At 39.8% G+C, this 14358-nt stretch carries 14 protein-coding genes; 9 read left to right on the forward strand and 5 right to left on the reverse strand.

Features of this window, described 5'->3' with window-relative positions:
* Window positions 1-85: 85 nt before the first annotated feature.
* Entirely contained in the window at window positions 86-673 is a 588-nt protein-coding gene (locus tag CDG55_RS11800) for a cob(I)yrinic acid a,c-diamide adenosyltransferase (protein ID WP_005214390.1), read from the forward strand.
* Window positions 674-693: 20 nt separating this feature from the next.
* Window positions 694-1413: a glycerophosphodiester phosphodiesterase gene (locus tag CDG55_RS11805; RefSeq protein ID WP_087535683.1), complete on the forward strand. Its 720-nt coding sequence runs from the start codon at window positions 694-696 to the stop codon at window positions 1411-1413.
* A 29-nt stretch (window positions 1414-1442) separates the two neighbouring features.
* Here the strand turns inward: CDG55_RS11805 and CDG55_RS11810 are convergent, their stop codons facing one another.
* Window positions 1443-1970, reverse strand: a complete 528-nt coding sequence (locus tag CDG55_RS11810; RefSeq protein WP_087535682.1) for an META domain-containing protein — start codon at window positions 1968-1970, stop codon at window positions 1443-1445.
* A 211-nt stretch (window positions 1971-2181) separates the two neighbouring features.
* Between CDG55_RS11810 and CDG55_RS11815 the strand changes: the two genes are divergently transcribed.
* On the forward strand, window positions 2182-3351 hold the full coding sequence (locus tag CDG55_RS11815; protein ID WP_005162177.1) for an acyl-CoA desaturase: 1170 nt from the start codon (window positions 2182-2184) through the stop codon (window positions 3349-3351).
* 136 nt (window positions 3352-3487) lie between these two features.
* The gene (locus CDG55_RS11820; protein WP_087535681.1) at window positions 3488-4930 is read left to right on the forward strand and encodes a protein adenylyltransferase SelO; all 1443 of its coding nucleotides are present in this window, start codon (window positions 3488-3490) and stop codon (window positions 4928-4930) included.
* A gap of 164 nt (window positions 4931-5094) precedes the next feature.
* On the opposite strand, the gene CDG55_RS11825 is transcribed toward CDG55_RS11820, so the two are convergent.
* Window positions 5095-5781 carry a response regulator gene (locus tag CDG55_RS11825; RefSeq protein WP_004664800.1) on the reverse strand — a complete coding sequence of 229 codons (687 nt, stop codon included), beginning with the start codon at window positions 5779-5781 and terminating at the stop codon, window positions 5095-5097.
* A 46-nt stretch (window positions 5782-5827) separates the two neighbouring features.
* Window positions 5828-7498, reverse strand: coding sequence for a sensor histidine kinase efflux regulator BaeS (gene baeS, locus CDG55_RS11830; protein ID WP_087535680.1), 1671 nt, complete (start codon window positions 7496-7498; stop codon window positions 5828-5830).
* Between the two features lie 131 nt (window positions 7499-7629).
* Here baeS and CDG55_RS11835 point away from each other — a divergent pair, with 131 nt between their 5' ends.
* The 4 genes from CDG55_RS11835 to CDG55_RS11850 all read left to right on the forward strand — a co-directional run bounded on the left by CDG55_RS11835 (window position 7630) and on the right by CDG55_RS11850 (window position 12679).
* Window positions 7630-7983: a heavy-metal resistance gene (locus tag CDG55_RS11835; RefSeq protein ID WP_087535679.1), complete on the forward strand. Its 354-nt coding sequence runs from the start codon at window positions 7630-7632 to the stop codon at window positions 7981-7983.
* A 330-nt stretch (window positions 7984-8313) separates the two neighbouring features.
* Window positions 8314-10116: an acyl-CoA dehydrogenase C-terminal domain-containing protein gene (locus tag CDG55_RS11840; protein ID WP_087535678.1), complete on the forward strand. Its 1803-nt coding sequence runs from the start codon at window positions 8314-8316 to the stop codon at window positions 10114-10116.
* Between the two features lie 161 nt (window positions 10117-10277).
* Entirely contained in the window at window positions 10278-12059 is a 1782-nt protein-coding gene (locus tag CDG55_RS11845) for an acyl-CoA dehydrogenase C-terminal domain-containing protein (RefSeq protein ID WP_087535677.1), read from the forward strand.
* Window positions 12060-12181: 122 nt separating this feature from the next.
* Entirely contained in the window at window positions 12182-12679 is a 498-nt protein-coding gene (locus CDG55_RS11850; protein WP_005162200.1) for a phosphate-starvation-inducible protein PsiE, read from the forward strand.
* Window positions 12680-12720: 41 nt separating this feature from the next.
* Here CDG55_RS11850 and CDG55_RS11855 read toward each other — a convergent pair whose 3' ends face one another.
* A complete protein-coding gene (locus CDG55_RS11855; protein WP_087535676.1) occupies window positions 12721-13083 on the reverse strand; it encodes an RcnB family protein in 363 nt (120 codons plus the stop codon).
* Between the two features lie 150 nt (window positions 13084-13233).
* Window positions 13234-13722, reverse strand: a complete 489-nt coding sequence (locus CDG55_RS11860; RefSeq protein ID WP_087535675.1) for an RcnB family protein — start codon at window positions 13720-13722, stop codon at window positions 13234-13236.
* Window positions 13723-13902: 180 nt separating this feature from the next.
* Here CDG55_RS11860 and CDG55_RS11865 point away from each other — a divergent pair, with 180 nt between their 5' ends.
* The gene (locus CDG55_RS11865) at window positions 13903-14343 is read left to right on the forward strand and encodes a hypothetical protein (protein ID WP_087535773.1); all 441 of its coding nucleotides are present in this window, start codon (window positions 13903-13905) and stop codon (window positions 14341-14343) included.
* Window positions 14344-14358 lie beyond the last annotated feature (15 nt).

Consider the following 14358-nt stretch of genomic DNA (forward strand, 5'->3'; position numbering starts at 1 on the left):
TAGACAATAAAAATATTTTCTTAACTCCAATTTCGGGGTAATGTTCTGACCGACATTATCCCCTTTTTATTTGTAGGACAGCTCCATGGGACATCGTTTAAGTAAAATCTATACACGTACAGGTGATTCAGGCACAACAGGACTTGGGGATGGCTCACGTGTCGCTAAAGATGACTTACGAATTAATGCGCTAGGTGATGTAGATGAACTTAATGCCACGATTGGCGTATTAAGAGCACAAATCAGCGCATCTCAAATTGAAAATAAAGCTGATTGGGATAAAAGTTTAAGCTTGATCCAACATTGGTTATTTGATTTAGGCGGCGAAGTTTGTATTCCCAACTATCACTTACTCCAGCCAATTTGTATCGAGTTTCTTGAAAAAGAAATTGATCACATGAATGAATCTCTGCCAATGCTCAAAGAGTTTATCTTGCCTTCGGGTAGCCTAGCATGTAGTTATGCACATCAAGCTCGTGCTGTATGCCGCCGCGCAGAACGCACTTTGATGTCAGTACACAATCGTGATCAAAATATTCAAGCTACTGCATTACAACTCTTGAACCGTTTATCCGACTGGTTATTTGTTGCCTCACGTGCTTTGCAACGTGCAGAAGGCGGTAGTGAAGTGCTTTGGCAAAAAAACATTAATGATAGTATTGATCAAGCATAATTATTTTAAGGTAAATCAAAATGCGAATCATTGGTCATCGTGGCGCACGTGGTGAAGCTCCTGAAAATACGTTAGGAGGCTTCCGTTACTTGCATGATTTAGGTGTACGTGCAGTTGAGTTTGATGTGCGTCAACTCAAAGATGACCAATTGGTGGTGATTCATGATGATGATTTTGTTCGTACCACGGGTAAATCACAGCATGTTGAAAGCTGTAATTTATCTGAAGCTCAGCAATTTGATCATCGCCATCAATGGCAGGCGTGGGGATCTGAAGAATACACACCCAGCCTGCCCCATGTAATGGCTTGTTTAACTGATTTTGAACATATTGAAGTTGAAATTAAAGCAGTTGCAGATGAAGTAGCGGCTGAGCGTTTAATTCTACAATTACACCAAGATTTAGTCGGCTTTGAACAAACTGCCACAATTACGAGTTTTGATGTAAAAATTTTAGCGGCATTACAACAACATCAAAGTCATTTTAAACGTGGTCTGTTGGTTGAAATTCCAATTGGGGAATACGCAATCGAGCTTGCTCAACAATATGAGTGCCACCAAATTGGTTGGAAAGATCAACTGGCAACTGATCAAATCATTCAGTTTACACAGCAAGCCGAACTTGCTGTGAGTGTCTGGACAGTTAATGACGTTGAACGTGCCAAACATCTACAACAATTGGGCATTCAAGGGTTAATCACTGATTTCCCGAGCACCATGTTGCAACATCTAACTTTATAAAAGTATGGAGTTTATTCCGACAACTAATTTTATTTTTTAGATTGCGCCTGAATTAAACGCTGCCCTTTCGCATCTAATAAATACAAATTCGTCCCTTCAATTTGGAAACGTTCAATCCGCTGCATCGCATCCATCAGATCTGCTTCTTGTGCTAATGCTTTATCACAACTTAAGTGCTGCGCTCTCACATCAAAACTTATTTTCCTTTGGCTAAGATCATATTGATAACTTCCATAAATGTTATTGCAGCCCGTATGACCTGAAATGGTTTTAGTCACTGAATTCAGCATAAAACTTGGGTATTGATTGAAGAATAAAGCACGTTTATTTTGAATCATGGTTATTTGCCAATTCACCTCTTGAATGCCATCGTTGCTTTTACGAACTTGCATAGGAGGCAATTCACTTACACGTTTTGGATGCAAGCTATTTTTAGTGATCTGTGTCGGTTGACTTTGGCATGCAGTAAGTAGCAAAGCACAAGATAATATTAAAGTTTTGTGAAAAAACTTATTCAAAGAATAAATTGTATTTTTCACGCTTATTTGTTCTGACATTGATTTATTTCGCCTTTTAATTTATTGATTAATTCAACAAACGAATTCTGTTACTGTTCTTTCAGTACAACTGTAGAATAATGCTAGTGTTATCTAATCTGAGCATGCTAATATCGAACATAAAATAGCAATATATCGTCATGATTGGTTTTGCTATCTCGTTTGGTTTTTATATCTTGTGTAAACAAGGTTTTTAGGAGCGCTGACGGATATGACTTCCGCCCCACTCAAGAAAGCACCCATTAATTGGATTGCAATTTTCGCACTGGTATTCTTACCAGTTGTTGCGCTCATTTCGATTCCAATTTATACCTATTATCATGACTTTAGTATGGGCGCATGGATTAGCATGTTTGTCTTACTAGGTGTAAGCAGTTTAGGTATCACTGCTGGCTATCATCGCTTATGGGCACACCGTGCTTATGAAGCAACCCTACCTTTAAAAATCATTCTTATGATTATGGGTACTTTTGCAGTTCAAAATAGTATCTTATTTTGGGCTTCAGGTCATCGTACACATCACCGTCATGTTGACGATGTAGACCAAGATCCATATTCGATTAATAATGGATTCTGGTATGCACATATGGGTTGGATGTTACGTAACTACCCTGCTGCCGAACCAAATTATAAAAATGCACCTGATTTGTTAAATGACAAATTAGTCATGTTCCAAGATAAATATTATGTTCCTTTAGTTATTGCTGTGCATGCAGGTATTTTGTTGCCTGTCGGTTGGTTAGTTGGTGATATCTGGGGTGTGTTACTTTTGGGTGGTTTAGTTCGTTTATTCCTTAGCCATCATGTCACCTTCTTCATTAACTCTTTATGTCATATGTGGGGTAAACGCCCTTATACTGACGAAAATACCGCACGTGATAATTTTATCCTAGCGATTCTCACTTGGGGTGAGGGCTATCATAACTATCACCATATTTTCCAATACGATTACCGTAATGGTGTTAAATGGTGGCAATATGACCCTACCAAATGGCTAATTTGGACAAGTTCCAAGTTAGGCTTAGCGAAAAACTTACGTCGTATTCCAAGCTTTAATATCCAAAAAGCAGAGCTTGCGATGAAGTTTAAATATGCTGAACAAGACCTCGCAATTTATGGTCACGATGTGAACACTGATATTGCTCAGATGAAACAACGTATTGCTCAAGAATATGAAGCTTTTACATTGACTCTAAACGATTGGGCCAAGTTGAAAGAGCAAGAGCTACAAGCAAAAAAAGCGGCAATGGCTGAAAAAATCCATCAAATGGATCATAAACTTAAAGTTGATTTCCAACTGCTTGAACATCGCCTTGCACATCATCGTGAATGTCTAGAAACTTTAGTGCGTAATATCAAAAAAGCACCAGTTTCAGAATAAAAAATACTCAATAAAATGGTCTCTTTAGAGGCCATTTTTTATGCCTATTTAAAGACTCAGTTCATAATCACAATTCACTATTTTAGACCTATCTTTGTTATAGTCATCATTCAGCTTCTTGCCATGATATTGACCTATGCATTTCAATCCTCGCTATTCATCTCTCAATTCAAAGCTTTATCATCAACAGCAACCAAGTCCTTTACGTGGTGCAAAAGCAGGTCATTTCAATGAGGCTTTGGCAAATGAGTTGCAATGGAGTGATGAAGACAAAGCCAATTGGGTTGAGATTTGTAGCGGGCAAAAAACCTTTGCCGAATTTTCCCCTTTGGCCATGGTGTATGCAGGACATCAGTTTGGACAATGGGCAGGACAATTAGGGGATGGGCGTGGTTTATTGATTGGACAAATTCTAAATCAACATGGACAAACCATTGATCTACACCTCAAGGGTGCTGGTTCCACCCCCTACTCTCGTATGGGTGATGGTCGTGCGGTACTGCGCTCAGTGATTCGTGAATATCTAGCAGGTCATGCACTGAATGCGCTTGGCGTAGCATCTAGCCATGCCGTTGGTTTCACCACATCGACACAAGGTGTACAACGTGAAACTCTTGAACTTGGTGCAATGTTGTTACGCACCTCAGACTGTCATATCCGTTTCGGTCATTTTGAGTGGATCAATCAATATGCACCTGAACTTTTAACTGAATTTACGCAAAAGTGTATCGAATGGCATTATCCAGAATGCCTAGAAGCTGAGAACCCTGTTCTGAGTTTCGCTAAAGCTGTCATTGAACGTACAGCAATCATGATCGCCAAATGGCAATTAGTCGGTTTTGCGCATGGTGTAATGAATACCGATAATTTAAATATTACAGGCTCAACCTTAGATTTTGGTCCTTATGGATTTATGGAACGCTTTCGACCAAACTGGATTAATAACCACTCCGATTACCAAGGTCGTTATACCTATCAAAACCAACCAAGTATTGGACATTGGAATTTGTGGACATGGTTGAACAATCTTATTCCTTTAGCTAAGTCTGAGCATAAAGAACAATTCAAACAAGATTTAGCGACTTGCTTAGAACAATTTGAACCAATCTTTTTACATCATTATGGTCTAGGACTCTGTGAGAAGATGGGACTCCCCCATTTTCATAAAGACAGTTTAGATTGTAGTTTTGCATTCTTGCGAATTTTACAAACGGAACAACTCGACTATACGCAAAGTTTTATTCGCCTACAGAACAAGGAATATAAAACACTCCGTGATGATTGCTTAGATCTACGTCAGTTTGATGCTTTTCTCCATCAATATCAGGAGATTCGTAGAACTCAAGATACAGACGAATTAGATCGAGTTATGCAAAGCGCTAATCCTCATTATATTTTACGCAACCACATGGCACAAAAAGCGATTGAACTAGCCGAACGTGGTGATTTCAGTGAAGTTGATCGTTTATTTAAGCTACTCAATCAGCCTTATCAAAAACAGCCAGAGTTGGAAACTGAACAAGATACTGCACCTTTACCAAGTGGTGTGCCTGAGGTGATGGTAAGTTGTTCGTCTTAATGATGAATAATTTTGATGTACTTAGTGCCGCTATCGCGGTTCAGGCGTGTTGTTTATCTAAGATAGATTGATAAAGCACATCACCCTTGCTCAGAATTCATCGGAAATTATCCACAATTTCTGTGGATAATGTTGTGGTTATCCACAGGATAAAGTAAAACTACTTACTCATCAGGATATTCAAAACGATAACCTACACCATAAACCGCTTGAATCCATTCATGACGATTACCCGTTTCAGCAGCTTCAGTAATTTTTCGACGAAGATTTTTAATATGACTGTCAATTACACGATCTGCCACATCAAAGCTATCTGGGTTAATATGATCTAATAATTGCGCACGTGAATAGACTTGACCGAGATGCTCCAAAAATAATTCCAATAAACGGAATTCAGTCGGTGTTAAAGTTAATGCTTTTTGTTGATACCAAATACGTTGCTGTGCTTTATCGATACGAAATAAATCATTTTGATCAGGTTCTGCCTTACGCTCTAAACGACGTAAAACAGCTTGTACACGTGCAACCAACTCTTTCGGACTAAATGGTTTACAAATATAGTCATCTGCCCCCATATTTAAGCCTAGAACACGATCAATTTCTTCAGTACGCGCAGTTACCATAATAATCGGTAAATCAGATTGTTCACGTACTTTACGGCAAATGGTTAAACCATCCATACGAGGAACCATCAAGTCTAAAATCATGAGACTTGGCTTACGTTGTTGAAACTGGGTATAAGCATCCTGACCATCATGAAACATACTGACTTCAAAACCAGCCGCCTCTAAATAATCACGAACCAACTGCGCTAGTTCAACTTCATCTTCAACCAACATAATATGCTTCATGGTTTTCATCCTATCCATCGTCCTCAAGCAAAGAGGATCAAAAAAGTTATTTCATTAATTTTGGGAAAGTCAGCACACAACGCAATCCACCTAAAGGTGAATGATTAAAAGTAAGTGAACCACCTAAAGCCTGCGCAAGTTTACAAGACAAAGCCAAACCTAAACCCGTTCCGCCAGTGCTACGTGTGCGTGAATCATCCACACGATAGAAACGCTCGCCTAAACGCGCCAACTGCTCATCACTTACCCCAAATGGGCTATCATCCACATACAATATCCATTCATGCTCATTTTGTTGAGTATGAATCTGTATTTTTCCACCTTGTTCTGTGTAACGTACACAATTTCCAAGCAAGTTAACAATGATCTGTTTAAAACGATCTCGATCTAAAGATAGGCTTATTCCTTCGCCTGAGAGTGAAACATCAAACTGCTTTTGTTCAAATGTAGGTTTAAAATTCTCAACTTCTTGCAGTACGACATCCCATGGATTGACTTCAGCAAAATAGCATTTCAACTGCTGCGCATCTGCCTGTGCTAAATCAGCCAAATCTTGTGTTAGCTTCTTTAAACTACTCACTTGACGCATCATTGCATCAAGATGCTCGGGTGTTGCTTTACGAATTCCATCCTGCATCGCTTCAATCTGTGCTTGTAACACAGCCAAAGGTGTTTTTAATTCGTGAGAAGTATCTGCGACCCATTGACGGCGAGACTCTTCATGCTGATGCAAAATATCAGCCAAATGATTCAGTTGATTAGATAAATCTCCCAATTCATCATTTCGCTTAATCACAACCTGATGTTGGTAATTTCCACGCGTTAATTCCAACGTCGCATTGAGCAAACGTTGAATTGGCTTTTTAAAATAAGTTGCCATCAATAATGCCGCCACCAGACTAGAAAGCACGGTTAAGGCATAAACTAAAAGTAAATAACGCTTTTGATTACTAAAGAAATTGATACTGGATGCATCATCCTGATCCAATACGGGTTTTAAGCCGAGATAACCCACAACTTTTTGATCGACCAGAATTGGACGGTAGGCTATTTGATCAGTTGCAGGTTCGCCCACAATAAATTGGTGTTTTTCATCATATAAAGACAGTCTTGAACTTAAACCTAAACGATCTGGAATTGATACAAAACGCTTTTTAACATGTTCAGATGATGAACTAGATTTAGTCTCTTGCTTGTCATCTTTCGCATCTTTCTTTAACCGAAATTGGCTCGGGCTCAAAGGAAAACGTAAGCCTTCAAAGGGTTGATATTCTGAGGGTAAATTTTGTTTAAGAATCTTTAATTCTTCATCATTAAAAATCTGACGATTTTTTATTTCGGTGTTGTTTTGAGCTAAAGTGGGGGAAAGCGTTAATAAGGTATGGTCATTAAAATAACGTTGTTGTAAGGCAATATCATACTGACGGCGCAACCACCACTGAGACAAGCGATCATAATCATCAGGTGCTGCGTTCCCTTCAATTTGTAAAATCTGCGCCTGAATGGCATTCCCCCAGTCATGATAAACCGTATAAACATTACCTAGATTCGCAATCAAACGATCTAATTTTTGCATTTCCACATCAGCAACATAACGTGCGAAGTTCTTTTGCATGGTCCAATGCAATACCCCTAAACTGATTGTTGCAATCACTAAGGTAGTCAGTAATAGCGTTAAAAATAAACGTATGGCTAAAGGCATGCGACGAACATTCAAAAGCGAAATCTCAATAGTGTTCTATTTGTGGATTGTAACCAACATGGTTCAAAAAAACTCTCCATTCTTTCTTCATCTTTATTATCTAATCTTTAACAATCGAATCTTAACTGACTACGCAGGATAAAATAATGAACAAGACAAAAATCGTATTAATGACAACTCTTCTCGGTTCTGTTTTAGGTTTGGCTGCCTGCCAAGTAACACCTTCAGAACAAGGAATGAATCATGATCGCCACCGCCACGAAATGCAACGTCAACCGCTAACCCCTGAACAACGTGCAGAATGGGAAGCTAAACGCGAACAACGTGAAGAACAACGAGAACAAATGCGTGAAGAACATCGACTACAGAGAGCACAGATCGAGAAAGCCTGTCAGGGTAAACGTATCGGTGAGCGTGTGAATGTTCAGTGGAATAATCGTGTAATTGAAGGTACTTGTGACGTTCGCTTTACGCCTGAGAAATCACAATTCAAACGTTAAACCTATCTAAGAACATAATATTATTTCGTTATCAAGGCGCCTCAAGCGCCTTTTAATTTATTTGCAGAGTCAATTATTTTTAATTACACAGCTGCTTACGATTTTTTGCATATTATTACGAGCGAATTCAACGCAAACTGCCTACAATCAATACGCTTTGAAATAATTTAAGCATTATCTTTGACTTTACAGTCACCAAGAAATGCCCTGTTAAAGCTTGTACAGAACGATGACTTGCTGCACGATTAGCGGTACAAAATGCTGCCATTGGGCACATTTATCATTGACTAAGATTATAACTCTGGTTTAACCAGTATTGAGGAAAATGCTATGCCACAATACAAAGCACCCTTACGTGATATGCAGTTCGTATTGCACGAATTATTAAATGCTGAAGCACATTACGCAAAACTTCCTGCATTTCAAGGCACCGTAAGCCGCGAATTGGTTGATCAATATTTAGAAGCAGCAGCTGATTTCTGTGAGAATGAACTTTCTCCTATCAACCAATCAGGCGATCGTGAAGGTTGTACTTGGAATGATGGTGTTGTTACTACGCCTACCGGCTTTAAAGAAGCGTATCAAAAATATATCGAACTTGGTTTCCCATCTCTTTCTGCTGAAGAGCAATATGGCGGTCAAGGTCTACCTGTTTCTCTAGGAAACGTGATTTCAGAAATGGTAGGTACAGCAAACTGGGCATGGGGCATGTACCCAGGTCTTTCTCATGGTGCTGTACGTACTTTAGAACACCACGGTTCAGATGAACAAAAAGCAACCTATCTGCCAAAGCTTGTTTCAGGTGAGTGGACGGGTACCATGTGTTTAACCGAATCTCATGCAGGTTCCGACTTGGGTATTATCCGTACCAAAGCTGAACCACAAGCAGACGGCAGCTATGCAATTTCTGGCGAGAAAATCTTTATCTCTGCTGGTGAACATGACATGGCTGACAATATTGTTCACATCGTTCTTGCACGTTTACCAGGTGCACCTAAAGGCACTAAAGGTATTTCGCTCTTCATCGTACCTAAGTTCCTTGTAAATACTGACGGTTCAGTTGGCGAGCGCAATGCGGTACGTTGTGGTTCGATCGAACACAAAATGGGTATCCATGGTAACGCAACTTGTGTGATCAACTTTGATAAAGCAAAAGGTTACTTGATCGGACCAGAAAACCGCGGCCTAAACTGCATGTTCACATTCATGAACACTGCACGTATTGGTACAGCCGTTCAAGGTCTTGCTGCATCTGAAGGTTCTTTCCAAGGTGCTTTAGCATATGCGAAAGATCGTTTAGCAATGCGTTCACTTTCTGGTCCTAAAGCGCCTGAAAAAGAAGCAGATCCAATCATTGTGCATCCTGCGGTACGTAACATGCTGTTGACCCAGAAAGCATTTGCAGAAGGTGGTCGCGCACTAGTGTATCTGTTGTCTCTACACGCAGATATCGTTGAACAAGGTGCAACTGAAGAAGATCGTAAATTCTCTGACAACATCTTGTCTTTATTGACGCCAATTGCAAAAGCATTCTTAACTGAAACTGGTTACGAATCTGCAAATCATGGGGTTCAAATCTTTGGTGGCCATGGCTTTATTTCTGAGCACGGTATGGAGCAAATCGTACGTGATACACGTATTGCTTGCTTATACGAAGGTACTACTGAAATCCAAGCACTTGACTTGTTAGGTCGTAAAGTATTGCAAACTCAAGGTGCAATGTTAAAAGACTTCACTAAGATCATCCATAAATTTGTTGAAGCGAACAAAGACAATGCTGCAATGCAAGAATTCCTTGCACCATTGGCTGCTGCAAACAAAGAATGGGGCGATATCACGATGCAAATCGGTATGCGTGCAATGCAAAACCCTGATGAAGTTGGCGCAGCTGCGGTTGACTACATGTACTTCTCTGGTTATGTCACACTTGCTTACCTATGGGCACGTATGGCATTGGTTGCTCAGGAGAAACTAGCTGAAGGCACCACTGACGTTGACTTCTACAATGCAAAAGTAACGACTGCTCGCTTCTACTTCAAGAAGATTTTGCCACGTGTTCGCTCACATGTAGATGTACTTTCAACTGGTGTTGCGCCATTGTTTGAACTTGATGCGGAACACTTCGCGTTCTAATCATAGATTAGAGTGAGATGCAACGTTCATCACAGAAAAAGGACTGGTCAGTTTTGACCGTCCTTTTTTTGTTTAATCAATGCTAAATTTACATTATTCAATTTATTTGTTCGTTTTATTTGATCACTTTGCACATGACATGTGCGTAAAAAGGAATGATTATGCCAATTTACAATGCACCTTTAGCAGACATGAAATTCATCTTAAATGATGTATTTAAAGCAGAACAATTCTGGCAGTCTAATGAGAATCTTGCTCATGTAGATGCTGCAACCGCCGAAGCAATTTTAGAAGAAATGGCAAAGTTTGCCCAAAACGTGACGCATCCATTAAACCGTACTGGTGATGAAGAAGGTGCACGTTGGGTTAACGGTGAAGTATTCACACCAGCAGGCTTTAAAGAAGCATTCCGTCAATACGCTGAAGGTGGTTGGATTGGCTTAGGTGCTGATGAGGAATGGGGCGGTCAGGCAATGCCAAAAATGCTGACTGTTCTTGCTGATGAGATGTTATTCGCAACCAATCCATCATTCTTGCTCTACCCGCTTCTTTCTGTGGGTGCAGGTATGGCATTAAACAGCTATGCATCTCAAGAGCAAAAAGAAACTTATTTACCTAAAATCTACTCTGGCGAATGGTCAGGTACGATGTGCTTAACTGAACCGCATGCAGGTACAGATTTAGGAATTATTAAAACCAAAGCTGAACGCAACGAAGATGGTACGTATAACATTACAGGTACTAAGATCTTCATCACAGGTGGTGATCACGATCTCGCTGAAAACATCATTCACTTAGTTCTTGCAAAAACACCTGATGCACCTGCGGGTTCACGTGGTATTTCTTTATTCATCGTACCGAAATACATTGTAAATGCAGATGGTTCTTTAGGTGAGCGTAACCCTGTTGGCCCTGGTTCAATCGAACATAAAATGGGGATCAAGGCATCTGCAACTTGCGTGATGAATTTTGATGCTGCAAAAGGTTATCTCGTTGGTAAAGAAAACGAAGGTCTTGCAGCAATGTTCGTGATGATGAACTATGAACGTTTATCAATGGGTATCCAAGGTCTTGGTGCTTCTGAATTTGCTTACCAAAATGCAGCTCAATATGCGACTGATCGTTTACAAGGTCGTAGTGCTTCTGGTGTTAAATCTCCAAGTAAACCTGCGGATAGCATCTTAGTTCACGGTGATGTTCGTCGTATGTTATTGAATGTACGTGCAAATAATGAAGCATCTCGTGCATTTGCAGTATATGTAGGTCAACAGCTTGATATCACTAAATTCTCTACTGATGCAGAAGCAGTGAAGAAAGCCAATGACCGTGTTGCGCTGTTAACACCAATTGCAAAAGCTTACCTCACAGATACTGCATTCCAAGCAACTTTAGATGCGCAAATGGTATTTGGTGGCCACGGTTATATTCGTGAATGGGGTATGGAACAGTGCATCCGTGATCTTCGTATTTCTCAAATTTACGAAGGAACAAACGGCGTTCAATCTCAAGACTTAATTGGTCGCAAAACCATTAAGTGTGGCGGTGCGTTCATCGCTGAATATATTGCTGAAATCCGTGATTTTGCCAATTCATTAGACACTGACTTAAACTTCATTAAAGATGCAACTTTAGATGCTGCAACTGAGATTGAAGCAATCACTCAATTCATCATTGAGCAAGCAGCTGAAAATGTAGACTTCCCGAATGCTGCTGCAGTAGATTACTTAAGCGCAGTTGGTCTACTTAGCTTTGCTTATATGTTTGCTAAGATTGCTGCTGCTGCAAAAGATAAGTCTGGTGATTTCTACCAAAACAAACTTGCTTTGGCACAGTACTTTGTTGACCGTATTTTGCCAGAACTTGATTCTCGCCTTGCGAAGATTAAAGCAGGTTCTGACTTAATCATGAACTTCAGCGAAGATTACTTCACAAACCAAGCTTAATTCTAGTTCGGTTTTAAAAACTGCCTAAATCATTTGGTTTAGGCAGTTTTTTTATGGCTATAATAAAATCAGCATAAAAATTGCATCCATTTTCATGATCATGTTGAGTACATTAAATTTCCATGTCTAGTTCAAAAGAGAAACTTGAAGACCTGCAACGTCTATTCGACCGTTTAGGTCACTATGCGGTTGAAGCATTTCATTATCTGGCGCTGTTTATTATCGGCTGTATGATCGCATGGTCAGCCGTGCATACGGTGATTGAAATTTTGACCGTTAAGCAATACGCAAGCATTGACGATATTCTGCTGTTATTTATCTATCTTGAACTGGGCGCGATGGTTGGGATTTATTTCAAGACCAATCACATGCCCGTGCGCTTTTTGATTTACGTGGCAATTACCGCACTAACCCGTTTACTGATTGCTGATATTCAGCACAATCATAAAGCCTCAATGGATCAGGTGATTATTACGGGTTCTATTTTAATCCTCGCCCTAGCCATTTTAGTGGTGCGTTTTGCTTCGTGGAACTATCCATCGGTGATTCGTGGTAAAGATCATGAACAACAACTTCCTGCAAATAAGACACCACGACCACAAGATGACGAACTTGCATAAATAAAAAAAGCAGGCATTTCGCCTGCTTTTTCTTAGGTATTTTATGCAACTCGGAACACACGATATTTCGAATCAACCAATACATATTTGCCCTGTACCTGCATCCAGTGATAACCACGTGGTGGTTCATATAAACGGTGCATACGATAGTTGGAAATCATATATCGGTTGCTACGGAACTCTGAAGGTAAACGTTCACCACGTTTAAGATTTATGCGTTGACCATAGTGTTTGCCACGATCACCATTTGACCAGCGGGCTTCACGATGATCATGGCGGTCATAGCGATGATCGTAACGATCTTTATGATCGTGATGATTGTTCCAGCGATTTGAATCTGCCATCGCAGATGCAGAAACACCAAGCATTAAGGTTGATACAAGTAATATTGCTGTCTTTTTCATTGTTTGATCCTCTGTTTGACCTAAATCCAGATTAAGAGAAACTCAAGGAGAAACCATGAACAAATCCAGTGACATTGCAAAACTTTGTAATGAAAACCAAGAAATTATGGAGATTTCAATTTTGAATAAAATTCAAAAAAACATTTAAAATCAGCGAATAATTTCAATCGTAAAATTATCATCAGTCACCAAAAGATAACGACCATCGACCATCACCCAGTGCCTACCTCTTGGTGGTTCACGCAATGAATATGAATCCCAATCTCGAATCACATAGCGTTCACTACGAAACTCGTCGGGTAATTCATTTCCAACAACAAATGATTCACGTCGATAGCTGTGCTCATATTGTGTTTCTGGATAGTATTCAATACGAACGCTTGGTCGATGGTTGGGGTAAGAGTGGTTATTATTTTGATAGGGCTGATAATAATAGCCTTTGGGTGGTGCCTTCGGTGTGTAACGCTGATTTGAAAATGCGAAAGGATCTTCTGCTGCTGGTTGATAACGAGGAGTTTGAGGATACGAACGTCTTTCCACCCCACTATAGCCACTCCAAGCATTATCTGCATAACTCATGATAGGGAGATAACCCAATATAGTCGCCAAGCCATAAATATAAATTTTAGATTGCTTCATGATTATCTCCTGTGAAATCAGAGTATCTTTCTATTTTAGAATAAAAATTAAGCATGACTGTTGTAATAATATTTTTTCAGATCTAATCAATCAATTCATCGATCAATCACATCTACGGATAGTTAAATAGAGATATGCTAAAATTATATTTTTGATTTTGAGACGACATTTGTGGCTGAAATGAATTTTGATCGCCTTTATCAATTCTTTTGTAAAGTTCCAAGTGTGCAGGAAGCTCGCATCGTTGCACATGGCACAGATGGTCAACATGCATGGTGGTTTAAATTTAATATTGATGTTGCACATCCACTTGCATGGCAAACTGTTCAAGAGCTTGGGCATGTTCTGAACTACTTATCGACCAATGAGCGCTTACCCACTCAATTCTTCCCTGTCTCTCCTCCTCCTTATATGAATGGTGAAGCGAAAGACTTTTTAGCTTGGGTGATTCAATGTAATCATGCTGAGTTTAGTCCTGATGTAGTGTGTGACTGGCTGGAAGCACGACTTCCAACGCCTGTGGAGGATGAAAGCCAGTGGAAAATCAAAATGGATTTAAGTGAATTAGATCAATTGGCTGATAAGGACTTAGATCAATTGATTCCACCCAATCCGCAATAAAAAAAGAGGCTTAAA

Source organism: Acinetobacter sp. WCHA45 (genome assembly GCF_002165255.2).
In the GTDB taxonomy this organism is placed as follows: domain Bacteria; phylum Pseudomonadota; class Gammaproteobacteria; order Pseudomonadales; family Moraxellaceae; genus Acinetobacter.